This is a genomic window from Nocardiopsis tropica (assembly GCF_042660575.1).
Lineage (GTDB): Bacteria > Actinomycetota > Actinomycetes > Streptosporangiales > Streptosporangiaceae > Nocardiopsis > Nocardiopsis tropica.
Genome location: NZ_JBHSUF010000016.1, coordinates 41,161 through 66,371, shown reverse-complemented (window position 1 = coordinate 66,371; position 25,211 = coordinate 41,161). Strand labels below are relative to the sequence as shown.

Annotated in this window: 22 protein-coding genes; 7 read left to right on the top strand and 15 right to left on the bottom strand. The window is 72.9% G+C overall.

The features are described 5' to 3' along the window. The first annotated feature begins 354 nt into the window (after positions 1–354). The 5 genes from ACFQBR_RS24025 (at position 355) to ACFQBR_RS24005 (ending at position 7,208) form a co-directional block, all read left to right on the top strand. A complete protein-coding gene (locus ACFQBR_RS24025; RefSeq protein ID WP_344183925.1) occupies positions 355–2,325 on the top strand; it encodes an ABC transporter ATP-binding protein in 1,971 nt (656 codons plus the stop codon). Continuing rightward, positions 2,322–4,169 (top strand): ABC transporter ATP-binding protein/permease, encoded by a 1,848-nt coding sequence (locus ACFQBR_RS24020; protein WP_344183924.1) that lies wholly within the window; start codon positions 2,322–2,324, stop codon positions 4,167–4,169. Before ACFQBR_RS24025 ends, ACFQBR_RS24020 begins: the two co-directional genes overlap by 4 nt. 133 nt (positions 4,170–4,302) lie before the next feature. Next, positions 4,303–5,496, top strand: coding sequence for a hypothetical protein (locus ACFQBR_RS24015; RefSeq protein WP_344183922.1), 1,194 nt, complete (start codon positions 4,303–4,305; stop codon positions 5,494–5,496). 39 nt (positions 5,497–5,535) lie between these two features. Next, complete coding sequence (locus tag ACFQBR_RS24010; RefSeq protein WP_344183921.1) at positions 5,536–5,955, top strand: CBS domain-containing protein; 420 nt, start codon at positions 5,536–5,538, stop codon at positions 5,953–5,955. Between the two features lie 323 nt (positions 5,956–6,278). Next, complete coding sequence (locus ACFQBR_RS24005; protein ID WP_344183920.1) at positions 6,279–7,208, top strand: alpha/beta hydrolase fold domain-containing protein; 930 nt, start codon at positions 6,279–6,281, stop codon at positions 7,206–7,208. Positions 7,209–7,250: 42 nt separating this feature from the next. Here the strand turns inward: ACFQBR_RS24005 and ACFQBR_RS24000 are convergent, their stop codons facing one another. From ACFQBR_RS24000 to ACFQBR_RS23980, 5 genes are all read right to left on the bottom strand, one after another. Continuing rightward, complete coding sequence (locus ACFQBR_RS24000; RefSeq protein ID WP_344183919.1) at positions 7,251–8,249, bottom strand: MerR family transcriptional regulator; 999 nt, start codon at positions 8,247–8,249, stop codon at positions 7,251–7,253. Between the two features lie 228 nt (positions 8,250–8,477). Further along, on the bottom strand, positions 8,478–8,990 hold the full coding sequence (locus ACFQBR_RS23995; protein WP_344183917.1) for a hypothetical protein: 513 nt from the start codon (positions 8,988–8,990) through the stop codon (positions 8,478–8,480). 261 nt (positions 8,991–9,251) lie between these two features. Next, positions 9,252–10,085 carry a MetQ/NlpA family ABC transporter substrate-binding protein gene (locus ACFQBR_RS23990; protein WP_267945236.1) on the bottom strand — a complete coding sequence of 278 codons (834 nt, stop codon included), beginning with the start codon at positions 10,083–10,085 and terminating at the stop codon, positions 9,252–9,254. 367 nt (positions 10,086–10,452) lie between these two features. After that, entirely contained in the window at positions 10,453–12,846 is a 2,394-nt protein-coding gene (locus ACFQBR_RS23985; RefSeq protein WP_344183916.1) for a lysylphosphatidylglycerol synthase transmembrane domain-containing protein, read from the bottom strand. Between the two features lie 87 nt (positions 12,847–12,933). Beyond that, complete coding sequence (locus tag ACFQBR_RS23980) at positions 12,934–13,668, bottom strand: TetR/AcrR family transcriptional regulator (protein WP_344183915.1); 735 nt, start codon at positions 13,666–13,668, stop codon at positions 12,934–12,936. Between the two features lie 123 nt (positions 13,669–13,791). Here ACFQBR_RS23980 and ACFQBR_RS23975 point away from each other — a divergent pair, with 123 nt between their 5' ends. Then, positions 13,792–14,748, top strand: coding sequence for an NAD(P)-dependent alcohol dehydrogenase (locus ACFQBR_RS23975; RefSeq protein WP_267945239.1), 957 nt, complete (start codon positions 13,792–13,794; stop codon positions 14,746–14,748). A 60-nt stretch (positions 14,749–14,808) separates the two neighbouring features. On the opposite strand, the gene rpmF is transcribed toward ACFQBR_RS23975, so the two are convergent. The 5 genes from rpmF to ACFQBR_RS23950 form a co-directional block, all read right to left on the bottom strand. Beyond that, positions 14,809–14,979 (bottom strand): 50S ribosomal protein L32, encoded by a 171-nt coding sequence (rpmF, locus tag ACFQBR_RS23970; RefSeq protein WP_330160548.1) that lies wholly within the window; start codon positions 14,977–14,979, stop codon positions 14,809–14,811. A gap of 69 nt (positions 14,980–15,048) precedes the next feature. Next, positions 15,049–15,297, bottom strand: coding sequence for a type B 50S ribosomal protein L31 (locus tag ACFQBR_RS23965; RefSeq protein WP_267945241.1), 249 nt, complete (start codon positions 15,295–15,297; stop codon positions 15,049–15,051). A 79-nt stretch (positions 15,298–15,376) separates the two neighbouring features. Next, positions 15,377–15,541 carry a 50S ribosomal protein L33 gene (rpmG, locus tag ACFQBR_RS23960; RefSeq protein WP_267945242.1) on the bottom strand — a complete coding sequence of 55 codons (165 nt, stop codon included), beginning with the start codon at positions 15,539–15,541 and terminating at the stop codon, positions 15,377–15,379. A 745-nt stretch (positions 15,542–16,286) separates the two neighbouring features. Further along, on the bottom strand, positions 16,287–17,024 hold the full coding sequence (locus tag ACFQBR_RS23955) for a YqeB family protein (RefSeq protein WP_344183914.1): 738 nt from the start codon (positions 17,022–17,024) through the stop codon (positions 16,287–16,289). Further along, positions 17,021–17,269, bottom strand: coding sequence for a hypothetical protein (locus ACFQBR_RS23950; protein ID WP_344183913.1), 249 nt, complete (start codon positions 17,267–17,269; stop codon positions 17,021–17,023). The genes ACFQBR_RS23955 and ACFQBR_RS23950 overlap by 4 nt, the downstream gene beginning before the upstream one ends. 65 nt (positions 17,270–17,334) lie before the next feature. Between ACFQBR_RS23950 and ACFQBR_RS23945 the strand changes: the two genes are divergently transcribed. Next, positions 17,335–17,952: a TetR/AcrR family transcriptional regulator gene (locus ACFQBR_RS23945; RefSeq protein ID WP_267945245.1), complete on the top strand. Its 618-nt coding sequence runs from the start codon at positions 17,335–17,337 to the stop codon at positions 17,950–17,952. 95 nt (positions 17,953–18,047) lie between these two features. Here the strand turns inward: ACFQBR_RS23945 and ACFQBR_RS23940 are convergent, their stop codons facing one another. The 5 genes from ACFQBR_RS23940 to ACFQBR_RS23920 form a co-directional block, all read right to left on the bottom strand. After that, entirely contained in the window at positions 18,048–19,826 is a 1,779-nt protein-coding gene (locus ACFQBR_RS23940) for an ABC transporter ATP-binding protein (protein ID WP_378554461.1), read from the bottom strand. 46 nt (positions 19,827–19,872) lie between these two features. Beyond that, positions 19,873–20,886 carry an ABC transporter permease gene (locus ACFQBR_RS23935; RefSeq protein ID WP_267945247.1) on the bottom strand — a complete coding sequence of 338 codons (1,014 nt, stop codon included), beginning with the start codon at positions 20,884–20,886 and terminating at the stop codon, positions 19,873–19,875. An 88-nt stretch (positions 20,887–20,974) separates the two neighbouring features. Then, complete coding sequence (locus tag ACFQBR_RS23930) at positions 20,975–22,723, bottom strand: ABC transporter substrate-binding protein (protein ID WP_344181895.1); 1,749 nt, start codon at positions 22,721–22,723, stop codon at positions 20,975–20,977. A gap of 104 nt (positions 22,724–22,827) precedes the next feature. Beyond that, positions 22,828–23,868 (bottom strand): ABC transporter permease, encoded by a 1,041-nt coding sequence (locus ACFQBR_RS23925; RefSeq protein WP_267945249.1) that lies wholly within the window; start codon positions 23,866–23,868, stop codon positions 22,828–22,830. Between the two features lie 720 nt (positions 23,869–24,588). After that, positions 24,589–25,110: a cellulose synthase gene (locus ACFQBR_RS23920; protein WP_344181897.1), complete on the bottom strand. Its 522-nt coding sequence runs from the start codon at positions 25,108–25,110 to the stop codon at positions 24,589–24,591. Positions 25,111–25,211 lie beyond the last annotated feature (101 nt).

Below are 25,211 nucleotides of genomic sequence, written 5' to 3'. Positions count from 1 at the left end.
GCACCCGTCCCCGTCCCTCGCGTCCGCCACCGGCCCGGCCCCTGGCCGGATGTGGCCAGGGTTTCCTTCTGTTCACCCTGGGATGGAAGCGCTCCCACGTCAAGCGGGTCCGGTCGACCGGAACGGACTCCGACGGCGGTCCTCCACCGGGGACGGACCCCGGACACACGGTGATCCGTGGCCTACGATCTGGAGCCGTCGGCCGGAAAGAGGCCTGCCGCGCGCCCCGCAGACCCCACAGGCAGGAGCACGACGCCGTCTCCTCCAGCTCCCCACACCCGTCGACCCGACGACGCGGGGCCCCGAGGCCGCAGACCCGGGCCCCGTCCGCGCCACCCCCGTCTGGAGCCGCCCATGAGCAGTGGGAACCGAGAGCACGCACCCCCCTCCCGCACGTCCTCCCGGACCGGGACCCGCGACCGGCGTCCGGGCGTGGAACGCTGGTGGGACGAGGCCGTCCTGGCCCGCGTCCGCATCGTCCGGGCGATCCCCTCGACCGGCCCGGCACTGGCCTCGGCACTGCTCCTGGTCAACGTGGTCCTGGGCGTGCTGCCCGTCGCGTTCGTCGTGGCCACCTCGGTCGTGATCGGCCAGGTGCCCGCGGCGGTGGCGGCGGGGGTGGGGTCACAGGCCTGGTCCGCGCTCGTGCGGACCTTCCTGGCCGCCGCCGCGCTCTTCGCCCTCCAGACCCTCCTCACCCCCGTGCAGCACATGCTGGGCGAGCTCATGACCCGGCGGATGGACGGCCTCCTGCAGCAGCGCCTCATCCGGGCGTCGCTGCGCAGCACCGGCATCGGCCCGCTGGAGGACCCGGCCGTGCTCGACTCCCTGGACGAGGTGAACCGCTGGTTCGAGGCCCGTGCGCACACCCCGGGCGGCGCCTGCGCCGGAATGCTGGCGCTCGTGGCCCGCTACGTGCGCCTCGCCGCCCTGACCGCCCTCCTGGGGGCCGTGGCCTCCTGGGCCATGGCGGTGGCGCTCCTGGTGGCGGTACTCGTCTTCCGAACGGGGCAACGCGGCGGCCTGCGGGTGCTCTCACGTGTGTACGACACCGGGGTGGGCGCGGTGCTGCGCCGCGCGAACCACCTGCGCGGCGTGGCCATGGGCGCCCGCGACGCCAAGGAGCTTCGGGTGTTCGGGCTCACCGCCTGGTTCACCGACCGCTACGTCGACGAGCACACGAGGGCGCACGACCGCGTGTCCCGGGCCAGGCGACGGGTGTTCCTCGTCCCGTACCTCGGCTACACCGCGCTGGGGCTGCTCGCGGTCTGCTCCGTCCTGGCCCTGCTCGCCTCCGGCTCCGCGCAGGGGGCCGTCTCGCTCACCGGGCTCGCGCTGGCGCTGCAGGCGACCGCCGCGATGGTGATGTGCGGCGCCAACTACCCGGAGGCCGACCTCCAGACCTCCCTGGGCATGCGGGCCTGGCAGTCCCTGGACACCCTGGAGGAGCGCATGTCGCGGGCCGGGGAGCAGGCGCCGTCCCCCGAGGCCGCGGACGCCGTGGAGGAGCCCGTCACCGGCCCCGCGCCGGCGTCGGTGGAGCTGAGGTCCGTGCGCTTCTCCTACCCGAACGCGGGAGGGCCGGTCCTGGACGGCCTGGACCTGTCCCTGGCCCCCGGCCGCTGCACCGCCGTCGTCGGCGTCAACGGGGCCGGCAAGACCACGCTGGTCAAGCTGCTCACACGGCTCCGCGAACCCGACGCGGGCGACATCGTGGTGGACGGGCTCGACGTCCGCCGGACACCGGTCGAGCTGTGGAGACGGCAGGTGAGCGTCGTGTTCCAGGACTTCGTGCGCTACGAGTTCTCCGCCGCGGACAACATCGCCTGCGGAGCGGTCCACCTCCCCGTCGACCGGGAGGGGGTGCGCGACGCAGCGCGGCGCGCGGGCGTCCTCGACACCTTGGAGGCCCTGCCGCACGGCATCGACACCGTGCTCTCCCGCAAGCACGAGGGCGGGGCGGAGCTCTCCGGCGGGCAGTGGCAGCGCGTCGCCATCGCCCGGTCCCTCTACGCCCTCGACGCCGGCGCGAGGCTGCTGGTCCTGGACGAGCCGACCTCGGCCCTGGACGTGCGCGCGGAGGCGGCCTTCTTCGACTCCTTCATCGAGCTGACCGCGGGGGTCACCTCGGTCCTGATCAGCCACCGGTTCTCCAGTGTCCGCAGGGCGGACGGGATCGTCGTGGTGGAGGGCGGGCGCGTGGTCGAACAGGGCACGCACGAGGAGCTCATGGCTTTGGGGAACCGCTACGCGCGCATGTTCCGGCTCCAGGCCGAGCGCTTCGACCCCGCCGGCCGCGGCGAGGGAAGGAGCGTGGCGCGATGAGGGACACCGTCCGGGCCGTGTGGGAGCTCACCCGGCTGTCGTGGTCGGCCGACCGGGCGCGGTTGCTGGGAGCGGCGGCGCTGATGCTCGCCGCCGCGGTGGCCCAGCCGCTCACGGCGCTCGCCCTGGGGGTGCTCACCGACGCCGCCGTGGCCGGGGAGGCGGCCCGGGCCGGGTGGACGGGCGCCCTGGCGGGCCTGCTGATGATCGTCGCGTTCGTCGGCGCCCACTTCGCCCACGTCCTGTACATGGAGCTGGGCGACAAGGCCTTCCTGCGGCTGGACAGGGAGCTGATCGGCCTGTCGAACGGCTCCGAGGGGCTGGAGCACCACGAACGGCCGGAGTACGCCGACCGGATCACGGTCCTGCGCCAGGAACTGAGCAGGGTCTCCACCAGCGGGATGACCGCGCTGATGTCGGGCCTGAGCCTCATGTGCGGCCTGGTGATCACCGTCGTGCTCCTGGTCGAGCTCAGCCCCTGGCTCCTGCTGCTCCCCCTGGCGGCCGTGCCGCCCCTGCTGACCGGCCGGTACGCCGAGTCGCTGATGGGGGAACGTCGGCGCCGGGCCGCTCCGCACACCAGGGGCGCGCAACACGTGCTGGAGCTGACCGGGGACGCCGCGACGGCCAAGGAGCTCCGCGTCCTGGGCATGCGCGACTTCGTCCAGGACAGGCACGCCGAGCACTGGCGGGCCGCCACCCGGCTGCTGTGGGGCGGGGAGACCAGGGCCGTCCTCGTGCGTATCGCCGGCCAGCTGGTCTTCGCCTCGGCCTACCTCGCCGGCACGCTGCTGGTCGTACGGGAGGCCGTCGCCGCGGAGCGCACCGTGGGCGACGTCGTCCTGGCCGTCGTGCTCGCGGCCCAGGTCAGCCAACAGGTGTCCGGGGTGGTCGCGCTCCTCCAGGAGCTGCAGCGGCTCTCCCGGACGCTGGCGGACCTGCGCTGGGTCAGGGCCCTGGTCGGACGCCGGGAGCACCGGGGCGGGCAGCCGCCGGCCGAGGTGCCCGCCCGGCTGTCCGGCGGCATCCGCTTCCGGGGGGTCTCCTTCCGGTACCCGGACCGGGAGAAAGCGGTCCTGGACGGCGTGGACCTGTGGATACCCGCCGGGTCCGTGGTGGCCGTCGTCGGGGAGAACGGCGCCGGGAAGTCCACCCTGGTCAAGCTGCTGAGCCGGTTCTACCTCCCCACCGCGGGGACGATCGAGATCGACGGCACCGACCTGCGCCGCCTGCCGGTGGAGCGGTGGCGCGCGAGGATCACGGCGGGATTCCAGGACTTCTCGCGCTTCGAGCTGACCGCAGGGGAGACCGTCGGCGTCGGGGACCTGCCGCGCCTGGCGGACGCGGACGCGGTGGACGCCGCCCTGCGGCGGGCCGGAGCCGGGGCGGTGGTCCGTGACCTGCCCTCCGGAGCGGCCACACCCCTGGGGCACAGCCTGCCCGGAGGGGTGCAGCTGTCGGGCGGGCAGTGGCAGAAGCTCGCGCTGGGCCGGACGATGATGCGGGAGGGACCGCTGCTGCTGATGCTCGACGAACCGACCGCGGCCCTGGACGCCCGGGCGGAGCACCAGCTCTTCGAGGGCTACGCGCGGACCGCGAGGGCCGAGGGGCTGCGGAACGGCGCCGTCACCCTCCTGGTCAGCCACCGCTTCTCGACCGTGCGCACGGCCGACCTGATCCTCGTGCTGGCGGACGGGCGGATCGCGGAGTCCGGGAGCCACGACGACCTGATGGGGAGGAGGGGGCTGTACTCGGAGCTGTACCGGCTGCAGGCCGAGCAGTACCGCCAGGGCCCGCCGCCCGGGGTGCCGGGGCCGGGCGGGCTCCGGCAGCCGGAGCGATGACCGCGTCCTCCCCGCGCCGGTGTCCCCGTCCTACCGGGTGTACCGCGCGGCTGCGGACGACCGCGAGATCCCACGACCACACCGTCGTCCCCGGGTCCGGGGATGCCCTTCCTTCCACCCATCGGGGGCACTGATGTCCGGCGTCCACCTCTCCTGCGCGATCATGGCGCACCCGAAACGCTCCGCGGCGGCCCACCGCCTGGCGGCCTCCCTCCCCGGGCTCTCCCCCCGGGTCGTCCTCGACCCGGAACCGGACGGCCCGCCGGCGACCCTGCGGACGGCACGTGCCGCCTGGGCGGCGGCACCGCCTGGGGCCACCCACCACCTGGTGCTCCAGGACGACGCCGCACCGGTGGCCGGTATGGCGGACGCCCTGGCCGGGGTCCTGTGCGCCCACCCGGACCTTCCCGTCGCCCTGTTCTGCGAATGGGGGTCGGGGACGGGGTCGATGGCGCGGTGGGCGTCCATGGGCGGGTTCGGCCTCGCCGAGTGCGTCGACGCCTTCGTGCCCACCGTCGGCCTGGCCCTGCCCGCGGCGACGGCCTCCGCCCTGGTCAGGGCGATCGACTCCCACGATCCGGCCGAACACGACGACGAGGTGGTCGCCCGGTTCCTGGAGGGGCTGGGCCGGAGCGCGTTCGTCACGGTGCCCAACCTGGTCCAGCACGACGGCGACACGAGCCTGGTGGGCAACGACCACGCGATGGGCGCCCGGCGGTCCGCCCTGCTCGCGCGCCCCGGGGAGGCCGTGGCCGAGGACGTCCTTCACGCACCCGGGCTGGTGCCGTTCGTGAGCTGGCGCCGTGCCCGCGCCGCGGCGATCCGCTGGGACACCGCGGCGCACCGCTACGAGAGCCACGTGGCCCTGATGCGGGAGGAACTGCGACAGGCGGGGGTCGAGCACGCGGACCTGTGCGGGGCGCTGGACCGGTGGGCGGCCTCCCCCACGGGCCGCACCCTGGAGGGGGCACTGGGCTACGGCCTGCTCCACGAGCTGTGGACGGTGGCCGCGGCCCTCGCCGTGTTCGCGCCGTTCCCCCTCGGGACTCCGGCGTCCCCTCCGTCCCCGGACCTGACGAGGGCGCTGGCCTCCCTGGGGCCGGGAGGGCTGCGCACCGTCACCCCCGACGCGGCCCAGGACCCCCGGACGGTCGAAGCCCTCGGGGAGCTGGCGGCCGCGGGCTTCGCCTTCGGGGCACGGGCGGCCGCCACCTGCGGGCCCGCACCAGGTATCGCCCGGCCCGCGCCCTCCCGGGCGTCGGAGCCGCGCCCCGGGACACGCGAGGAAGGAGGGACGGGAACGTTTAGGCGTCGGGAAGTCGGCTAGGGCCCTGTGCAAGGCCGGTAATCGTGAGAGGAGCTGACCATGGCGGACAGTATCGCCGAAGTGATGAGCGAGACCGTTCACACGGTCGCACCGGAAACGACCCTGCGCGAGGCCGCCAGGATCATGCGGGACGAGGACGTGGGCGATGTCGTGGTGACCGACTCCGGGAGGATCCGCGGGGTGCTCACCGACCGGGACATCGTGGTGCGCTGCGTGGCCGACGAGGGGGACCCGGACAGGGTCACGGTCGGCCAGGTCTGCAGCGCCGAGGTCGTGACCGTTCCGCGCCAGAGCAGCCTCCGGGACGCCGTCCACGCCATGCGCACGTCCAGCGTGCGCCGCCTGCCCGTCGTCGACGGGCCCGAGGTCGTGGGCATCGTAACCATGGGCGACCTGGCGCGGGTGGTCGACGAGGACTCCGCGCTGGCGGACGTGAGCGCGGCCCCGCCCAACCGCTGACCAGACCATCACAGGAGAGAAGCCCCGCCCGGGTTGGGGAGCCCGGGCGGGGCTCGTCCGTGTCCGGCGGCGCATCGGGGGCCTCCCGTGCCGCCGGCGGCAGGCGGCCCCGGGGTGCGCGGCGACCGGGATCCGCGGGCGGAGCGGCCGTACCGTCCGGAGCGGTTCGGGGCTCCGGACCCCAGGTATGACAGGATCACCGCGTCCCACCCCGCTGCCGCGTGCGCCACGGACACCGCCGTCCTCCGCGTGCCCGGTCCGGCCGCTCCCCGCGGTCCGCGGAACACACCCGGGACGCACCGACCCGAGAACCCGGAGACGGCATGACCCTCGACCCCTACCTCGCCGGCAGGCTGCACCACCTCGAAGGCCTCGGCGACCGCGCCATGGCGCGGTCGGACCCCGAGGCGGCGCGGTGTTTCGCCGAGTACCACCGCGACCCCGCCGAGTGGCGGATGCCCGACGTCTCGGTCGAGGACCGCGCCGTCCCCGGCCCCCACGGGGAGGTCCCCGTACGGATCTACCGGCCGCGGGAGCAGAGCGACCGCGCGCTGCTGTGGCTGCACGGCGGCGGATTCATGGCCGGGGACCTGGACATGCCGGAGGCGCACACCGTCGGTTCGGAGCTGGCCGCCCGCGCACAGGCCCTGGTCGTCTCCGTCGGCTACCGCCTCGCCGTGGACGGCGTCCGCTACCCGGTCCCCGTCGACGACGCGTACGCGGCGTGGACGTGGCTCGCCGGAACGGGCTGGGCGGAGGCCGGCGCCGTCGCCCTCGGAGGGGCGAGCGCGGGTTCCGCGCTCGCCCTGTCCACGGCGCTGCGTCTGCGCGACCGGGGCCTCCCCCTCCCCCGCTCGGTGCTGCTGGCCTACCCCTTCGTCCACTTCCCGACCCCGGCGCTGGACGCGGACGGCGCGGCCCGGATGGAGGTCCTGCCGCCGGTCCTGCGGTTCACCCCCGAGTCGATCGAGGCCATGGTGCGCAACTACGTGGGCCGCGTGGGCGGGCTCCCGGCCGACGCGATGCCCGGGGCCGCGGACCTGTCCGGCCTTCCGGCGACCAGCATCCTGCTGTCCGAGTACGACGACCTGCGGCCCTCCGGCGAACTGCTCGCCAGGCAGCTGGAGGAGTCGGGGGTTCCCCACAGGACCTACCTCGCGGCGGGGATGCCGCACGGGCACCTCAACCGCGGCCCCTCCCTCGGAGAGGTCGACCGCTCGCTCGCCTTCTTCGCCGACGCCCTCACGGGCTGACCCCGTGCCGCGGGGCCCGTCCGGGGGCGGGCCCCGCGCCCGTCAGTCCCCGCGGACCGACGCGCGCAGGGCCGCCACGATCCACGGCCAGGGCACCGGGCCCTCCTCCCCGCCGGGCGGGCCCCCGTTGATCACCGCCACCAGGCTCGTGTACCTGCCGTGCGTGCTGTCGAACCAGGGGTCCTCCACCGGCTCCTCCCCTTCCAGCCTGATGAGTTCGACCAGGTACGACGCCAAGTTGTCCCGGTACCCGGCGGTGGACCGGGCGCCGCCGAGCGCGGCGGCGGCATCGGCCAGGCGGACGACCGCCTCCCGGGCGCGTGGGGACTCCGCGGGCTCCCCGGAACGGTGGACGGAGAGGATGTCCTCCATGATCGGCACCCCCGTCTCGTACATGAACTCCTGCACCGGTGAGGCGGCGAAGAGCTTCCCCGGCTCGGTCGTGTAGGTGACCTGGAGGTAGTCGTGGACCGCTGTGCGGAACTCCCGGCCACTGACCAGGTCGGCCAGCTCGATCCAGGCCTCGAGCTGGGCGGCGGTGGGGTCCTCCGGCAGCTGGGGCCGCAGCTGCCGCAACCGCTCGACGAACACCGGGGGCACGTCCAGGCCCGCGCCGACCTCGTTCCAGAAGTCGTCGACGAGCCGTTCGCGCTCCTCGTCGGTCATCGAGACGAGTTTGTGCAGGAGCGCCGCCTGGGCGGCGGTCCCCTCCTGCCGGACCAGGGTCCTCAGAACGGCGCGCCTCGCGCGTAGACCGCGCTCCTGGCGTTCGACGATCCCCAGGTGGGCGGTGAGGAGGTCGTGCAGGGTCCTCTCGCCGTCGAGCACCTGGCGGATGTCCTCCAGGCCGGCGTCCAGCTCGCGCAGGGTCCGCACGAGCTCCAGCCGGGCGATGGCGTGGACGTCGTAGAGCCGGTAGCCGGCCCCGGTCAGGCGTGTGGGGGGAATGACCCCGGCGTCGGAGTAGAACCGGACGGCGCTGACGCTCAGTCCGGATCGGCGCGCGGCGTCCCCGATCGGGTACAGGTCGTTGTCGTGCATACCGCCACTATCGGGTCTCGAGCGGCTTGAGACTCAACCGCCGTGGAGCGCGGACCCGCCGTGCTGCCGACTCCTCCCCGGCCCGGGGCGGGGCGGTTCCGCGCGCACCTGTCGGCGGACCTGGACGGCCGGCCCACCGCCTCCCTCCCCCTCGGCCCGGCTGCCCTGCCCTCGACCGCGGCTTCGGGACCACCGGCCCGAGCAGGCGCGGTGCGGGCCCGGCCACCGTCACTCACCGCCGCCGTCACCGCCGTCCCCGCCGGTGCTGCCGCCGTCACCGAGGAGGGAGAGTGCGAACCCGACGCCGCCCGCGCCCATCGCGTAGGGGGCGAGCCAGGAGGCCGCCTCGAACGACGCGAGGAGGAACAGGACGGGGAACATGCCGATGAACAGGACGAGCCCGGCCATGGCCACGCGATTCCGGACACGGCCACCGCCACCGCGTTCCCGATCGCCGTTCCCGCCGTTCCCGCCCTCCTCGGCACCGTCGTCGCTGCCGTCGCTGCCGGCGATGCCGTCAACGGCAGCGGCAGCGGCAGTGGCGGCGGCGACGGACGTGCTGCCGTCATCCGCTGCCCCCTTCCGCCGCGTGCGGATGAACAGGACCAGCGCCGCGGTCGCCGCCGCCAGTGCGGTGAGCGGGAGCAGTGCGGACAGGTCGCCGCCCGCCACCCTTCCCACCAGCGGGTAACCGATGCCGCCCGCGATGCCCAGAGCCAGGAAGACGAGACAGCCTCTCATGGGACCTCCGAAGTAGGGGCCACCACGGTAGGCGTTCGCGGGACCGCCGCGGAGGGAGATGGCCCCATCCGGCCACGGGTCCGAGCGGTCGAACCCGGTGGCCGACCCTTCCGGCCGGAGCCGATGCCTACGGGGAGACCCGTCGGCGGCCACGGGGGCCGCCCGGGCCTCCACCGGTGGCAGCGGCCGACGGCCGCCCCACCGGTGCGGTGGGACGGCCGTGCGGGTGCGCCTCCGGACGGGGTGCGCGGGAGGCCGGGATCAGCCGGCGGTGACGGGGATGACGCTGCCGGCGTACTCCTCCTCGATGAACGCCGCGGTCTCCTGCGAGGTCAGCAGCTCCACGAGGGTGGCCACGCGGGGGTCGTCGGCGTTGTCGGCGCGGGCGGCGAGGACGTTCACGTACGGGTTGCCCTCGACCTGCTCCAGGAGGATGCTGTCCTCCTCGAAGTCCAGGCCCGCCTCCTGGGCGTAGTTGTTGTTGACGATCGCGGCGTCCACGTCGTCCAGCGAGCGGGGCAGCTGCGCGGCCTCGACCTCGCGGAACTCCAGGTCCTTCGGGTTCTCCTCGATGTCGGAGAGCGAGAAGGTGGCCTCGTCGACGCCCTCGGCCAGGGTGATCAGGCCGCCCTCCTCCAGCAGCAGGAGCGCCCGGAACTCGTTGGTCGGGTCGTTGGGCAGCGCGACCTCGGCGCCGTCCTGCAGGTCCTCGACCGCGTCGACCTTGTTGGAGTACAGGCCCAGCGGGGGCAGGTAGATCTCCTGGACGGAGACGAGGTCGGTGCCGTTGCCCTCGTTGAACTCGTCGAGGAAGGGGGCGTGCTGGTAGAGGTTGGCGTCCAGCTGCCCCTCGTCGAGGGCCGCGTTGGGGGCGATGTAGTCGGAGAACTCGACGATCTCCAGGTCCAGCCCGGCCCCGGCCGCCAGTTCCGCGTCGACGAACTCCAGGATGTCCCCGGCGGGGACCGCCGTCGCGCCGACCACGAGGGTGTCCTCGCCGGAGGCGGCTTCGGAGGCGTTCTCGGACGGGGCGCCACAGGCGGCCACCGCCAGGAGTACTGCGGTGGCGGGGACGGCGATGGCGGTGCGGCGCATGAAGGGGATCCTCACGGGTGCGGTGCGGTGGAGGGAACGGGACGGACCCGACCTGCCACCAGAATTTCCTATTTTCCCGATCTTAATTGAGGATTACCCCCGCCGACGCCCGCCAGTGACAAACGGCACATGATGGGATCACTCGCCTGACCTGCCCGAACCGCTCGTCTCCGGGGCCGGGGCCGCGGTGTTCGACCCCCTCGCCCCGCGCCGGGACAGGAGTCCCGCCGGCAGGCGGGGAGGGACCGGGGGCCGCGCACCGCCCGCTCGCACGGGCCCTGTCCTCCCAGGTTAGCGGCGCCGGCCACCGCGCTCCCCGCCCGCCCCCGGCGGGGCCGGGCGCGCACCCCCGCCGCAATCCTCCCGGTCAGATCGCCTCACGGCGCTGGAGGTGGCTGAAGGCCGCCCAGCCCGGCAGGACCGGGAACCAGAAGGTCAGCAGCCGGAACAGCAGCACCGCGGGAAGCGCCACGGCCGCGGGCACGCCCGCCACCGCCGTGAGCCCTCCGATCAGCGCGGCCTCGACCGCGCCCAGGCCGCCCGGGGTGGGAGCGGCCGAGCCGATCGCGTTGCCCGCCAGGAAGACCACGGCGACCGCGACCAGGCTCACCCGCGTGCCCGGGTCGGTGAAGGCCGCCACCGAGGCGTACAGGCACAGCACGAACCCCGCGGTCAGCAGCAGCGTCCCCCCGAACCCCAGGAGCAGGGAGGACGGGCTCTGGAGCATGTCCAGCAGCCGCGGCAGCACCCCCTGCAGGTAGGGGCGGGTCCGGGAGGCGATCGCCCGGCGCATGCGGGGCGACAGCAGGACCACGGCGACCACCGCGGTCCCCGCGATGCTGATCCCCACGACGGTCGGCGAGGGGGTGAAGCCCGTCCAGTACGAGGCGCCGGTGAGGTAGGCGCACACCAGCAGCAGCGGCACGTGGATGAGGAACCCGACCAGCTGTGTGAGGCCCACGGCCGACAGCGCCAGCGCGGCGGGGGCTCCCGCCCTGGTGACGAAGCGGGTGTTGACCGCGATGGACCCGAGCCCGGCCGGGGCGGCGATCCGCACGAACGAGGCCGCGTACTGGACCATGACCGTGCGCCACCAGGGCAGCGGGACCGGCACGAACCCGACCAGGATCATCGCCGCGGCGACCATGCACACGGTGGACATGACGAAGGCGGCGGCCGCCCACGCCGGGTCGGCCTGGCCGATGGTGCTGAAGTCGACGCCGGTCAGCTGGTAGAGGAGCACCAGTCCGACGGCGGTCGCGACCACGAAGCTGACGATCGTGCGGGGCCGCATGCGCTCCAGGCGGGCCGGTTCGGCGGGCGCCTCGGGGGCGGTCTCGACCATGCGCTCGCGCAGCCGGCCCAGGAGCCCGCGGTGCGCGCGCAGGCCCGAGCGCAGCGGGTAGGGCAGGCCGGCCGGTTGCAGGAAGGGCAGGATCGCCGCCGTGGCGGGAACCCCGAGGGAGCGCACGGCCGAGTCCACCGCGCGTTCGGCGCCGACCCGCATCGCCAGCAGGGTGACCATCGCGGCGTGGTCGAGGGAGATCCTCATCTGCGGTGCGGCCACCGTGCCCCGGTCGATGCCGGTGAACCCCGCCCTCTCCGGGGCGGCCCCCAGGATCCCGACCGTGGCCCCGCTGAGCCCGCCGTGGGCGATGCGGTGGCGGTGCAGGATCCCGAGCCCGTTCCAGCACAGGTCGAGGACGTCGTCGGTGAGGGCGTCGTCGTCCAGGTCCTCCAGGGGCAGGGAGCCGGGGAGTTCGCGGACGAGGACGACGGTGCCGGGGCCGAGTTCGCCCACGCCCAGGACCCGGGGGACGGTGACGCCGGCGTTCCGGGCGGAGTAGCTCATCAGCGCGGCGTGCTCGGCCCGGCGGCGCACGCCGTAGAGCATCCGGGGGGCGACCGGTCCGCGCAGGAACACCAGGTCGCGCAGGCGCCGCCAGAACCCGGAGGTGTTCTCGGAGCTGAGCACGGTGACCTCGACCCGGCCGCCGTCGTCGAGCTCGGCCAGGTGGCGCGGGTTGCCCTCCCGGTCCTCGCCCGCCCGGGCGACGGTGGTCGCGGTCATGCCGAACCGTTCCAGCTCGGCGCGCAGGCGCCGGTCGTCGGCCGGGGCGGGAGCGCCCGCACCGATGGCGTAACGGGCGAGGAAGGCGCAGGTCAGGCCGACCAGGACGGTGAGCACGAGGGCGAGCAGGCTGGTGACCCCGGCCAGGAGGGCGCAGACCGCGACGGCGGTGTTCCCCGCCCACAGGACGGAGCGGGTGCGCGGCAGGCCCGTGGGCATCGTGCGGATGAAGGCGAGGACCGCGGCCACGTAGCCCAGGGTGGCGCCGGTGAAGACGTCGTCGGGGGCGGGGGTGAGGGGGTTGGGGACCTGGCCGGGGCTGATCAGGGTGGCCAGGGCGGCGTTGATGAGGGAGGCGAGGACGTAGGCGGCGACGCCCGAGGCCATGGCGCGCGCGAGGTCCCGGGGCCTCCCCGTGAACAGGGTGCGCAGGACCACGTAGCAGACCAGGACGATGATCACCAGGTTCGCGCCCACCGCGACGAACAGGAGCAGGCCGGAGGGCATGATCGATCGGAGCCGGTCGGGGTCGGCCGCGTCGCCGCTGTCGGTGGCCACGCGGACGGCGAGCATGATCGCCGCCACCAGCAGCAGGCCCGCCGTGCCCAGGAGGAGGTCGACGGGTCTGCGCGGTGTGCGCGCGGTGCTGGGGTCCGGGACGGGGGCGTCCGGGGCGGTTCGGGTCGTCACGGGTCCAAGCCTGCCCGACCCGCGGGGATTCGGATGCCAGGGGTGGGGGCGTTTCGTACGTCCGGTCGGGGCGCGCCCCGGTCGGCGTCAGTCCCCCGGCAGCCGGTACAGCTGGCCCAGTCCGATCGGGGGCACCGGGGGCAGCTCCCCGGAGTCGCCCGCGCTCTCGAAGGACCGGAGCATGTGGGCGACCAGGCGCCGCGAGGCCGCCCGGGTCGTCTCCGGGTCGGATGTGACGATGCCGCCGTTGGCCAGGAGCACCAGGACGATGTCCTCCCGGGCGAAGTCGGCGCGCAGCCGCCCCGACTCCTTGGCCCTGCGGATCAGCTCGTCCAGGCCGTGTTCGACGTGGACGCGCCGCTCGTCGAAGCCGTCGGAGTCGGGGAAGGCCGCGAGGAAGGCCTCGGTGAAGCCCTTGTCGGCCGCCTGCATGGCGCACACCTCCGTGAGCACCGTGCAGAAGGCGCGCCAGGGGTCGGGGTCGGCGAGCGCCTCGTCGACCAGCCCGGCGCACTCCGCCATCTCGTCGGCGAAGACCTCGGCGACCAGGGTCTCCCTGGTCGGGAAGCGGCGGTAGAGGGTCGCCGGCCCCACCCCCGCCCGGCGTGCGATCGCGACCATCGGCACGTCGATCCCGCGCTCGGCGAACGCCGCCCGGGCGGCCTCCATGATGCGCCGGCGGTTGTGCCGGGCGTCGGACCGCAGGCCCCGGCCCGCGATCGGGGGTTCGCGCACGGCGGGCGGCTCCGCCCCTGCGCCCGAGGGGTTCTCCGCGACGCGGGCGGCGCCGCCGGGCTCCATCCGAGAGGTCCGCTCTGCCATGCCTCTCACTTTACGGCAAACGGATGGTGCTGTCCGTTTGGCGCGTTAGCGTGGAGAGAAAGCGGACGACCCTGTCCACATAAGGCGGGGAGTGTGTCCTCCGCACATCCGAAGGAGTGGGCAATGGGATCGGCGAGCCTGATGAGAGCGGCGCTGTACGACGGGTACGGCCCCCCGGAGGTCCTGTACGAGGGCCGGGTCCCGGCCCCGACCGCCGGCCCCGGGCAGCTGCTCGTGCGGGTCCACGCCGTCAGCGTGAACGGCGGCGAACTGCTGCTGCGCTCGGGCGGGCTCCGGTGGGTGGCGGGCCGCTCCTTCCCCAAGAGGGTCGGCATGGACTTCACCGGCGAGGTCGCGGAGACCGGGCCGGGCGCCACCGGCTACCGGGTGGGCGACCGGGTGTGGGGCCTGCTGCCGAGAATGGGGTTCGGCAGCGCGGCGGAGTACGTGGCGGTGCCGACCCGGCAGGTGTCCCTGGCGCCGGAGGGCATCGACCTGGTCGAGGCCGCAGCACTGCCGGTCGGCACGACCTCGATCACCGCCCTGCGCGACAAGGCCCGCCTCCGGAGCGGCGAGCGGGTGCTCGTGCGCGGGGCGAGCGGCGGCGTGGGCAACACCACGGTTCAGATCGCGAAGGCGATGGGCGGGCGCGTCACCGGGCTCGCGTCCGCGCGCAACCTGGACCTGGTCCGCGAGCTCGGCGCCGAGGAGGCCTTCGACTACGCCGCGACCCCCCTGGCCGATCTGGGGAGGTTCGACGTCATCGTCGACAGCGCGGGGTCGGACCTGCCGGCCCTGCGGCGGCTGCTGGCGCCCGGCGGGCGCATGATCGGGCTGTCCTTCGACTCGGCGGCCATGGTGGGCTACGTCCTGGCCTCGTACGTGTTCGGTTCACGGCGGGTGCGGTTCTTCAGCGGCCAGCCCCGGCACGCGCTGTTCGCCGATCTGACCCGGTACGTCGAGGAGGGCGCCCTGCGACCCGTGGTGGACACGGTGCACCCGCTCTCGGACGTGGCCGCCGCGCACCGGGCGCTGGAGGCCGGGGGCGTGCGGGGCAAGCACATCGTCCGGGTGGTCTGAACACGGACGCCGCCGCGCCCCGGGACGGCCCGGCGTGCGGCGGCGGTCGTCGCGTCCCGCTCAGGCGGGCGGGGAGAGCAGTCCGCGCCGGTAGGCGCGGACGAGGTTGCGCGGCACCAGGTACTCGCGCCCCTGCAGGGTGACGCGCACCAGGTCCGGGGTGGTGGCCTTCCACTGGGAACGGCGCGTGCGGGTGTTGGAGCGCGACATCCTGCGCTTGGGTACGGCCATCGGCCCTGTCCTCGTCGTTGTCGTGGTGTGGGTCGGGCGGCGGGGCGCTCGCCCCGCCGCGGTCGGGCGTCAGCCCTTGCGCTGGTAGCGGCGCTGGAAGCGCTCCACGCGTCCGGCCGTGTCGACCACCCGGGCGTTGCCGGTGTAGAAGGGGTGGCTGGCGCTGGAGATCTCGACGTCGATCAGCGGGTAGGTGTTGCCGTCGCTCCACTCGATGGTCTTGTCGCTGGTGGCGGTGGACCTGGTGAGGATGGAGAAGTCCCCCGCGCGGTCGCGGAAGACGACGGGCCCGTAGGCGGGGTGGATTCCGGGTTTCATGCGTGCCTCCTGGCGGTGTCCTCGGCGCCGGCCCCGGTCGGGGCCGGGGCGCGGCGGCTGTGCGGGCGGCCGGGCCGGGTCAGCGTTCCTCGCGGAACTCGACGTGGCGGCGGACCCGGGGGTCGTACTTGCTCAGGGTGAGCCGGTCGGGTGTGTTGCGCCGGTTCTTGCGGGTCACGTAGGTGTAGCCCGTGCCCGCCGTGGACTTGAGCTTGATGATGGGGCGTACCTCGTTGCGTGCCATGGATGCCTCCTCGGGGTCTCACGCCTAATAAGCCAATGATAACCGTTTTCATTCCCGGATCGACCGCTCCGATGACGACGGGCCGACCGGCGGGAGGCGGCGCACGGCAGACCCGCCGCACAACGGCCGCCCCCGGCGCCCGGGCGGCTTTCTGCCCCGGTCACGGCGGAGGACACCCGACAAGCAGGACAGAGGGTGACTTTTCGTAGCGGAGAACTGCGGAGTGTCACCGGCGCGTGGTACTCAGGTTCCGTCTTCCCCTTCCCTCGGCACACGGAGGCGTCTGTGACCGCACGCAACTTCAAGGGTCAGTTCTCGTCATGGCCGACCACGGCCTTCCTCGTCTTCTGCGGCGTCCTGCTCCTGGCCATGATCAACGACTGAGGAGCAACCGTGGTCGTCTCCGGACCCTGTCCGTACTGCAGGCGCAGGATCGGATCGCCCGCGCACAGGCCGCGCGGCAACCACCGCATCGGCGAGGGGGTGCGAGAACCGGCCCGGTCGGCGCAGGGGCCCGGCACCGGGCCGGGGCGCCACACCGGGCCACCGCACCGCACCGGTCCCCGGGAAAGCCCCGGCCCCCGGGAGGCAGGAGCCCGGGGAACAGCGCGACTCCAGGACGGAGCGCCCGACCCCCGGGAAGGGGGGATGCCTCCGCCGCGTTCCCGCCCCTGAAGCGTCCCGGAGGGCGCGCCGGGCGCGCCCTCCGGCTCCGGCAGCCCTCCGCTCCCCCGTCGGGCGCGGGTCAGCCCTCCCCCACGGCTCCGCGCCGCACCGGGCGCCAGTACTGCCGCTTCCCCTCCTCGCGCACGACCACGCCGAGCCGGGCGAGCTCGCCGCGCAGTTCCGCGCAGTCGTCCGCGTCCCCGGACTCCAACGCGGTCCGGCGCGCCCTCAGGACCGCCTGCGCGTGCTGTTCGAGGCCGGGCATCCCGTCCACCCAGCGCTGGAACTCGTCCGCGTGCGGGTCTCCGTCACGCCACCGGTAGCCGTGCGCCTCGAAGGCGGCGCGGAGGCGCCCGGCGCCGTGCTCGGTGCGTTCGCGGGCGGCTTCGGCGGTGTCCGGGCCGAGGACGACCAGGTCCTTGCCGTCCAGGAAGACCGTGCCGACACGGTCGCGTCCGATCTCCGGCCCCTTCCCCCCGCGGGTGATCCGCACGCCCCCGTCGCCGACCTCCACCACGACCATGTCGCCGTAGGACAGCAGCGCCAGCAGCGCGCCGGCCCCCAGGCCGACGGCGCTCAGGACGGCGGTGAGGACGGGTCCGTCCAGCCCGGCCAGGAGGTCGACCTGCTCCCGGCCCGGCACCATGGGGAGCGCGTGGACCCACTCCGGAAGCACCGCCAGCCACCCGGGGACCATGGACAGGACCCAGCCCGCCGCCGCCCCGAGCAGGGGGAAGCACGTCCACAGCAGCACGTGGGCCACCGCTCCGTCGCGGACCACGGTCGGTCGGTTCGTCGCCTGCTCGGCCCTGCTCATGACGCCTTCTCTCGGGTTCGGTCGACGACGGCTCGCCCGTCGCGCAGTACCAGGGCGACCCGGCGCAGCGCGCCGAGGCCGGTCAGCGGGTCCCCGCGCACGGCGAGGAGGTCGGCGGCGCGGCCGGGTCCGGCCGCGCCGACGCGGCCCTGCGAGACCAGGACGGTGCGGTCCCGTCGTGGCGTGAGCGGGGCGCCCACGAGCACCGTCGCTCCGGTGAGGGCGAGTACGCGGTCGTTCTTCACGGGGTTCCGAGGTCCTCTCCGCCGGTGTTCGCCATGATCCTAGTTGAGCATATAGGATTCTATTCATGCAACCAGTCGACAGGACGGACGGAGACCGGTCCTTCATCGAGGACGCCCGCCGCAGGCAGATCGTCACGGCGGCGATCGCCGCCATCGCCGAGGAGGGGTACTCCCGCGCCTCCTTCGTGCGCATCGCCGCACGGGCCTCGATCAGCCCGGGGCTGATCACCTATCACTTCAAGACCAAGGAGAACCTGATCAGAGAGGTCCTCGGCCACATCGACGCCCGCCTGGACCGCGCGATGGAAGGCGGACCCGAGCCCCTGGAGGGCTTCGAGGACGGTCTGCGCCGGATCGTCACCGGCCACGTCACGTACTGCGCGAGCCACCCCCAGGAGATGGTCGCGCGCCGGGAGGTGCTCTCCGCCGCGCTCCCGCCCGCGCTCCAGGAGCACGTCGCCCGGGGGAACGAGGCGGGCCGGGCCGAGCTGGTCGGCTTCCTCACCGAGGGGCAGCGCCACGGGGAGTTCCGCCCCTTCGACCCCGAGGTCTTCACCGACGCCCTGTTCGCCGCGCTCAGCTCCGCCCCGCGGTCCGTGGCACGGCGCCCCGCCGAGGAGCACGGGGCCTACGCCCGCGAGATGGCGGACCTGTTCGCCGAGGCGGCCACCGGACGGGGGTGAGCCGCAACGGCGGAGGCGCCGCGGGGATGTCCCCCACGGCGCCTCCGCGTCCTACCGTTCCGCCCCGCCGGCGGCCCGTCCCTGCCGGGCCGGGCTCAGGCGGCCTCGCCCTTGGCGCGCTTCTCCACGCGCTCCGCGCGCAGGCGGCGGGCCTCGTCCGGGTCCAGCACGGGCGCAGCCGTGAGCAGCTGGCGCGTGTAGTCGCTCTGCGGGTTCTCGTACACCGAGTCGCTGTCACCGGACTCGACGACCTCGCCGGCGCGCATGACGGCGACGCGGTCGCTGACCTGGCGCACCACCGCCAGATCGTGCGCCACGAAGATGTACGTCAACCCGAAGTCGTCCTGCAGCTCCGACAGCAGCCGCAACACCTGGTCCTGCGTCGACACGTCCAGCGCCGACACCGGCTCGTCGCAGATGATCAGCTTCGGCTTGAGGATCAGCGCCCGCGCGATCGCGATCCGCTGGCGCTGACCGCCCGAGAACGCGTGCGGGAACCGGTTGTAGTGGTTGGGCTCCAGCCCCACCCGCTCCAACAGCTCCTGCACCTGCCGGCGCACCTTCTTACCGTCCTTCTCCCCCTGCACCCTCAGCGCCGTACCGATCGCGTCCCCCACCGTCAGACGCGGATTGAGCGAGGAGTAGGGGTTCTGGAACACCATCTGCACATCACGGCGCAGCGGACGCAGCGCCCGCTCCGACATGTGCGTGATGTCGCGCCCCTCGAACTCCACCCGGCCCCGGGTGGGCTCCAGCAGACGCATCACCATCCGCGACAACGTGCTCTTACCCGACCCCGACTCCCCCACGATCCCCAGCGTCTCCCCCTGGCGCAGATCGAAGGACACCCCCTTGACCGCCCAGAAGTCCGTGGCCTTGCCCCACGTGCCGCCGCGCACCTTGAACCGCTGCGCCACGTCCTCGACCCGCAGCAGCGGCTCGCCGGCGTTGTCGCCGGTACCGCTCACGGGCGGGACGAAGGCCTTGAACTCGCCGGGCTCGGTGACCGTGCCCTCGCGCTGCTCCTTCTCGATCCGGTCCGCGCGGTCCTGGGCGCGCCGCTGGGCGCGGGAGACCTCCACGCGCGGCACCGCGGCCAGGAGCCCCTGCGTGTAGGGGTGTTCGGGGGCGGACAGGACCCGGCGCACGTCGCCGCGCTCCACGGCCACGCCGTGGCGCATGACCACGACCTCGTCCACCGAACCCGCGACCACGGCCAGGTCGTGGGAGACCAGGATCAGGCCCATGTCCAGGTCGCGGCGCAGCTCGTCCAGCAGGTCCAGGATGCGCGCCTGCACCGTCACGTCCAGGGCCGTGGTCGGCTCGTCCGCCAGCAGCACCTTGGGATCGCACATCAGCCCCATCGCGATGACCACGCGCTGGCGCATGCCGCCCGAGAACTCGTGCGGGTAGGAGTTGATCCGCTTGGCCGGGTCGGGGATGCCCACCCGGTCCAGCGACTCGACCGCCCGCTTGACCGCGTCGGCCTTGGAGGCCTTGGGGTTGTGAATCCGGTAGGCCTCGACGAGCTGGTTGCCGATCGTGTACTGCGGGTGCAGCGACTGCATCGGGTCCTGGAACACCATCGCGATGTCGTTGCCGCGCATGCGCCGCAGTTCCTTGTCCGACGCCGACACCACGTCCTTGCCCACGACCTCGATGGCGCCGCTGATCCGCGCCCGGCTGCCCCGGTGCAGGCCCATCAGCGCCAGCGACGTCACACTCTTGCCCGAGCCGGACTCGCCCACGATGCCGAGGGCGCCGCCGGCGGGCACCTCGAAGGACAACCCGTTCACCGCCTGGACGTCGCCGTCCATGGTCGGGAACGTCACCCTCAGGTCGTCCACGCGGACGACGGGCTCGGTCGAGGCCATGTCACATTCCTTCATTAGAGCTGGTCTGGTCGAACGCTGTCGCGCGTTACTTCGCGATCCGCACCCGCGGGTCGACGATCGGGTACAGCAGGTCGACGATCAGGTTGCAGATGACGATGAAGACGGCTCCCAGCAGGGTCACGCCGAGCACCACGGGCAGGTCCTTGCCGATGATCGCGTCGATGGCGTAGGCGCCCACACCGTTGAGGGAGAACACCTTCTCCGTGAGGATCGCGCCGCCGAGGACGAGGCCCAGGTCCAGGCCGAAGATCGTCACGATGGGGGTCAGGGTCGGGCGCAGCGCGTGCTTGAAGATCACGCGGCGCTCGCTGAGCCCCTTGGCCCGGGCGGTGCGGATGTAGTCCTCGCCCAGGGTCTCCAGCATCCCCGCGCGGGTCTGCCGCGCGTACTGGGCCGCGTGCAGGAACGCCAGCGTCACCCAGGGCAGGATCATGACCTGGAACCAGCCGACGGGGTCCTCCCCCAGCGGCACGTACCGCGAGACGGGGAACAGGTTCCACTCGTGGACGAGGAAGGCCAGGGCCAGCAGGCCGGTGAAGTACACGGGCATGGAGACGCCGACGAGGGCGGTTCCCATGGCCAGGCGGTCGAAGAGGCTGCCCTTCTTGACCGCGGACAGGACGCCGACGGCCACGCCGCCGATGACCCAGATGACGGCCGCGCCGAAGGCCAGCGACATCGTGACCGGCAGGCGGTCGAGCAGCTGGGGCAGCACGGGGCTGTTGGTGGTGAAGGAGTAGCCGAGGCAGGGGGCCGCGCACTCCACGGTCTCCCGACCGAAGGTGTACTCGGAACCGAAGAGCAGCGACTTCACGAAGTCGAAGAACTGCACGGCGATGGGCTGGTCGAGGCCGAGCCGGGCCACCGTGGCGTCGAGCGCCTCGGGCGTGGGCGCCTTGCCCACGTACATGGCGGCCATGCCGCGCGGGGTCACGCCCGCCCACCGGGGCAGGACGTAGAAGATACAGAAGGTCACCGCCGTGACGACGGCGAGCAGCAGCAGCCCCGCTCCGAGGCGGCGAAGAATATAGTTCAGCATCGCGGTCGGCGGCGGGGGTACCCACGGGGCCGTGGGACCCCCGCCGCGTTCACCTGCCTTCTCGTACTAGTTCAGGCCGGCTGGGGCTCTAGCCCCGGTCCACGCCGATGGCCATGAAGTCGTACATGGCGTACGACGACGTGTAGTAGACGTTGGTCAGCTCGTCCGAGCGGTAGAACATCGCACGGTCGAAGACGACGGGCAGGATGGCCGCCTGCTCCATGACCAGGGTGTCGATCTGGGCGTAGATGTTGGCGCGCTCGTCCGGGTCCTCGGTCTGGAGGGCGTCGTCCCAGAGGCCGTTGACCTCGGGGTCGTCGAGCTCGGACGTGTTGTAGTTGCCGGTCGCCTGGATGGCGTCGCCGTCGGTGATCTTGGAGGCGAAGCCGTAGCCGGTGGCCCAGTCGGGGATCCAGCCGGAGACGCTCAGACCGATGTTGTTCTCACGGACGTAGTCCTGCGAGCCGGCGTACTGGGCGAAGAAGTCCTCGGCCGGGAAGGTCTGGATGTCGGTCTGGATGCCGACGCGCGTCAGGGACTCCTGCAGGGCCTCGGCGGTGGCGATGTCGTTGGGACGACCGTCGCGGACGGCGATGGTGGTCTCGAAGCCCTCGTCCTCGCCGCACTCCTCGAGCTTGGCCTGCGCGGCCTCCAGGTCGCCCTTGTTGTCCGTGGACGGGTAGAGGTCCGACTCGGGGTCGGCGCCGGGGATGGTCGGCGGGAGCAGGTTGGTGGCGAGGTCGCCGCCGCTCTCACCGCCCCAGGCGCGGTGCAGGCTGTCACGGTCGGCCGCGTACATGATCGCCTGGCGGCAGGCGACGTCCTCGATGACCGGGGTGTGGATGTTGACGTAGCGCAGGGCGCCGGAGAGCGGGTTGTCCAGGTTGGGCTGGGCCGCCTCGTCGGTGAGCAGCGTGCTCTTCATGGCCGGGCCGACGCCGGTGCCGGAGAGGTCGACGTCGATCTCGCCGTTGACCAGGCGCTGGTCGATCTCGTCCTGGTCCACGCCGATCTCGACGGTGACCTCGTCCGGCAGGGCCGGGCGGATCGGGTCGGTCTCGGCGTCCCAGTGCTCGTTGCGGGTCAGGTTGAGCGCGACGCCGGGCTGGTAGGCCCCGTCGAACTTGTACGGCCCGGAGGAGACGACGTTCTCCTTGTAGAGCGCGCCGCGGTCGCTCTCCAGCGGGACCGGGGCGGTCTGGGGCTGGGTCAGGATGTACGGGAACTCGGAGAAGGAGTCCTTGAGGTGGAAGACCAGGGTGTAGTCGTCCGGCGTCTCGACGGCGGTGAAGTCCGCCAGCGGGTCGTCGCTCTCGAAGACGTTGAACGGCTCCTGGTCCAGGTGCGCCTCGAAGTAGCGCGGCCCGTTGGGCAGCTCGCCGCCGTTGTAGTTCGAGCGGGCGATCGCGTACTTGATGTCCTGGGCGGTGATCTCGGAGCCGTCCTCGTACTTGAGGCCCTCCTGGATCTTGACGGTCCACTCGGTGAAGTCGTCGTTGGACTCGGGCATGCCGGTGGCCATGTCCGTGGTCAGCTCGGTGGACGCGTTGGCCGGGGCCGGGGTGAACGCCAGGAGCGTACGGGCGTAGTACCGGGTGAAGTTCCAGCTGAACCCGTAGTAGGTGTCGCCCGGGTCGGTGGAGTCGAAGTCCGAGGAGATGGCGTAGCGCAGGGTGCCGCCGGTCTGCTCGGACGGGTTCACGATCTCCGTGGAGCCCTGGTCGTAGGCGCCGTTGGCCTGGGTGTCTCCGCCCTCGGAGCCACCACCGCCGCAAGCTGAAAGGAAGATGGACGCCGCCGCGCCCAGCGCGACGAATCCGAGGGTGCGTTTCCTCAAGGAACTGCCTCTCTTGCGAACCTGATGTGGGGATGGGATCGACCAGTGGTCGGACCCGTGCCTTGGATGGCGTGGGCTGGGCGGGGCAGCCACACCGGCCTTGGTCAGTCGGAGGTCTTGGGGTCGAAGGCGTCCCGGAGGCCGTCGCCGAAGAGGTTGAACGCCAGGACGGTGATGAAGATGGCCAGGCCCGGGAAGAGGATGTAGTACGGGGCGGACTGGGCCAGGGGGACCGCGTCGGAGAGCATCTTTCCCCAGCTCGGGGTGGGCGGGTTGATGCCCACGCCCAGGAAGCTCAGGGCCGCCTCGAAGAGGATGTTGGTCGGGATCAGCAGCGTGGAGTAGACCACGATCGGCGTGACCAGGTTGGGCAGGATCTCCCGGAAGAGGATGTGCCGGTTGCTGGCGCCCAGGCTCCTGGCCGCTTCGACGAACTCGCGCTCGCGCAGCGAGAGCGTCTGTCCGCGGACGATGCGCGCGATGTAGGGCCAGTTGAAGAACCCGATGATGAACACGATGACGCCGACGCGGAGCCCGTTGCCCTGGAGGCCGAGGACCCCGTCGGGGATGACGCCGACGAGCGCGATGGCGAAGAGCATCAGCGGGAAGGCGAGGAAGACGTCCATCGCCCGGCTGATGAGGGTGTCGACCCAGCCGCCCTTGTAGCCCGCGATGATGCCGAGGACGGTCCCGAGGGCCACGCACAGCAGCGTGGAGAGGAAGGCCACCAGCAGGGAGATCTGGGCGCCGTAGAGGATGCGGCTGAACAGGTCGCGGCCGGTCTTGGGCTCGATGCCCAGCAGGTGGTCGCCGCTGATGGCGCCCCACGGGTCGGTGTCGAAGGGGTCCGGGTTGTCGGGGTCCCTCATCGGCAGACCGGTGTTGGGCTCGATCAGGTCCTGGTTGAACTGGGTGGGGGGGTACCCGAACCACTTGACCAGGAGGGGCGCGAGGATCGCGGCCAGGATGAGCAGTACGACGACGATCCCGGAGACCATCGCGACCTTGTCCTTGCGCAGCCGCTGCCAGGCGATCTGCCGGAGGGACCGGTTGCCCGCGTCACTGCGGCCCACGGGGGCCGTCACTGCGACGTCCACAGCGTCGGACTGCTCCGCCGACTCAGGGACATGCGAGGGCGCGCTCATCAGGCCACCACTCTCCACTCATACGCTTCTGGCCGAGGGGAACGCGCAGATCCCACGCGTGAGACCTCCGGGGGTTGACCCGTCGGGGATCTCACGGTGGGGCCGGCCGGTTCTCGACGCTGGCTGGCGTGGGCGCTGGTCCGCGCGGCGGGTGGGTGACCCGCCTTCGCCGACTCTGGCCGCCGGGGTGCGCCGCTTCACATGAGGAGTTGGGCACATCCGGGGACCGTCACGCCCGGGCTGTTACACAGCGACAAACCTACTCGCCCTTTGAGCGCATATCGTCCAATCCCTGGCCATGTATCTAAATCGTGACAAACACTGTCAAAAAACGTATATAACAACAAATGATGACAGAGTTCGCATTCATCCGACGACCGGCCGCGAGCTGGGGCGATGTGGCACTGACGCGATCCCCCACGATACGTCCGCTTCTGCCCGCGTCCACCCCGAGAACGGCGTCCTATGGCAAGTGCTATGCGTCGAAGAGTGACGACATGAACGCGCAAAGCGAACAGTGACTCGGCCGTTACTGTGCCGTCATCACCCCGAGAACCAGGGGGTCCGCACGCTCCGTCACCGGAACCGGGCCACCCGCCACGGGACCGGGGGCCGGCCCCCGGTCCGTCCGGCGACCGGTCCGTGGTAACGGGGGAACCGGGCACAGCAGTCGGCCCCGCGCCCTGGGGAAGAGGGCGCGGGGCCGGTGCGGAAGGGGCCCTAGTCGATACCGCGCTTGCGCAGGAGGGCCTCGATGTCGCCGAGGTCGGCGAGGTCGTCGTCGGCAGCCGTCTTCTTCGGGTTCTTCGGGTTCTTCGGGGCCGCGCCCACCTGGCCGGCCGCGGGCTTGGCCGCACCGGCGGCGCCCGCCTGCCCGCCGCCCCGGGCGGCCTTCGGCTCCTCGGAGGCCCCGCCCCTGGACCGGGTCCCCACGCCCCGGGCCGCCATGACGCCGGAGACGACGTAGAGGACCACCGCCAGGCCCGCCAGGGCCACGCCCGCCCACACGGCGGGGTTGAACAGCAGCCCCACCAGGATGCCGACGATGCTCATGACGAACTGCCAGACGGCGTTCATCAGCCCGATCAGACCGGCGGCCAGCGGGAGCAGCGACCACGCCACCCCCCGCAGACCGTGGGCGGCGCCCTTCGCGCGCCACACGACGAAGGAGATCACCAGCCCCACGAGGGTGAGGCCGCCTCCCAGGATCACACCGGTCATCCACGTCAGGTTCTCAGGCATGGGCCCAGTCTCCCATCCGGCGCCGGAGCGCACATCCGGTCGATCCCTTAGGGCTTGCCCCCGATCCGGCGCCCGTGCCGGGGCCCTTCTCCCACGTTACC

What these genes read in the sequence shown, in the direction of transcription:
- ACFQBR_RS23980 (WP_344183915.1), bottom strand. Translation starts at nt 13,668, where the DNA reads ATGGCAGAGCGGACCTCTCGGATGGAGCCCGGCGGCGCCGCCCGCGTC.
- ACFQBR_RS23990 (WP_267945236.1), bottom strand. Translation starts at nt 10,085, where the DNA reads ATGCGCCGCACCGCCATCGCCGTCCCCGCCACCGCAGTACTCCTGGCG.
- ACFQBR_RS23940 (WP_378554461.1), bottom strand. Translation starts at nt 19,826, where the DNA reads ATGGCCTCGACCGAGCCCGTCGTCCGCGTGGACGACCTGAGGGTGACG.
- ACFQBR_RS24005 (WP_344183920.1), top strand. Translation starts at nt 6,279, where the DNA reads ATGACCCTCGACCCCTACCTCGCCGGCAGGCTGCACCACCTCGAAGGC.
- ACFQBR_RS24025 (WP_344183925.1), top strand. Translation starts at nt 355, where the DNA reads ATGAGCAGTGGGAACCGAGAGCACGCACCCCCCTCCCGCACGTCCTCC.
- ACFQBR_RS24015 (WP_344183922.1), top strand. Translation starts at nt 4,303, where the DNA reads ATGTCCGGCGTCCACCTCTCCTGCGCGATCATGGCGCACCCGAAACGC.
- ACFQBR_RS23995 (WP_344183917.1), bottom strand. Translation starts at nt 8,990, where the DNA reads ATGAGAGGCTGTCTCGTCTTCCTGGCTCTGGGCATCGCGGGCGGCATC.
- ACFQBR_RS23965 (WP_267945241.1), bottom strand. Translation starts at nt 15,297, where the DNA reads ATGAAACCCGGAATCCACCCCGCCTACGGGCCCGTCGTCTTCCGCGAC.
- rpmF (WP_330160548.1), bottom strand. Translation starts at nt 14,979, where the DNA reads ATGGCCGTACCCAAGCGCAGGATGTCGCGCTCCAACACCCGCACGCGC.
- ACFQBR_RS23935 (WP_267945247.1), bottom strand. Translation starts at nt 20,886, where the DNA reads ATGCTGAACTATATTCTTCGCCGCCTCGGAGCGGGGCTGCTGCTGCTC.
- ACFQBR_RS24020 (WP_344183924.1), top strand. Translation starts at nt 2,322, where the DNA reads ATGAGGGACACCGTCCGGGCCGTGTGGGAGCTCACCCGGCTGTCGTGG.
- ACFQBR_RS23975 (WP_267945239.1), top strand. Translation starts at nt 13,792, where the DNA reads ATGGGATCGGCGAGCCTGATGAGAGCGGCGCTGTACGACGGGTACGGC.
- ACFQBR_RS23945 (WP_267945245.1), top strand. Translation starts at nt 17,335, where the DNA reads ATGCAACCAGTCGACAGGACGGACGGAGACCGGTCCTTCATCGAGGAC.
- ACFQBR_RS23925 (WP_267945249.1), bottom strand. Translation starts at nt 23,868, where the DNA reads ATGAGCGCGCCCTCGCATGTCCCTGAGTCGGCGGAGCAGTCCGACGCT.
- rpmG (WP_267945242.1), bottom strand. Translation starts at nt 15,541, where the DNA reads ATGGCACGCAACGAGGTACGCCCCATCATCAAGCTCAAGTCCACGGCG.
- ACFQBR_RS24000 (WP_344183919.1), bottom strand. Translation starts at nt 8,249, where the DNA reads ATGCACGACAACGACCTGTACCCGATCGGGGACGCCGCGCGCCGATCC.
- ACFQBR_RS23955 (WP_344183914.1), bottom strand. Translation starts at nt 17,024, where the DNA reads ATGAGCAGGGCCGAGCAGGCGACGAACCGACCGACCGTGGTCCGCGAC.
- ACFQBR_RS24010 (WP_344183921.1), top strand. Translation starts at nt 5,536, where the DNA reads ATGGCGGACAGTATCGCCGAAGTGATGAGCGAGACCGTTCACACGGTC.
- ACFQBR_RS23920 (WP_344181897.1), bottom strand. Translation starts at nt 25,110, where the DNA reads ATGCCTGAGAACCTGACGTGGATGACCGGTGTGATCCTGGGAGGCGGC.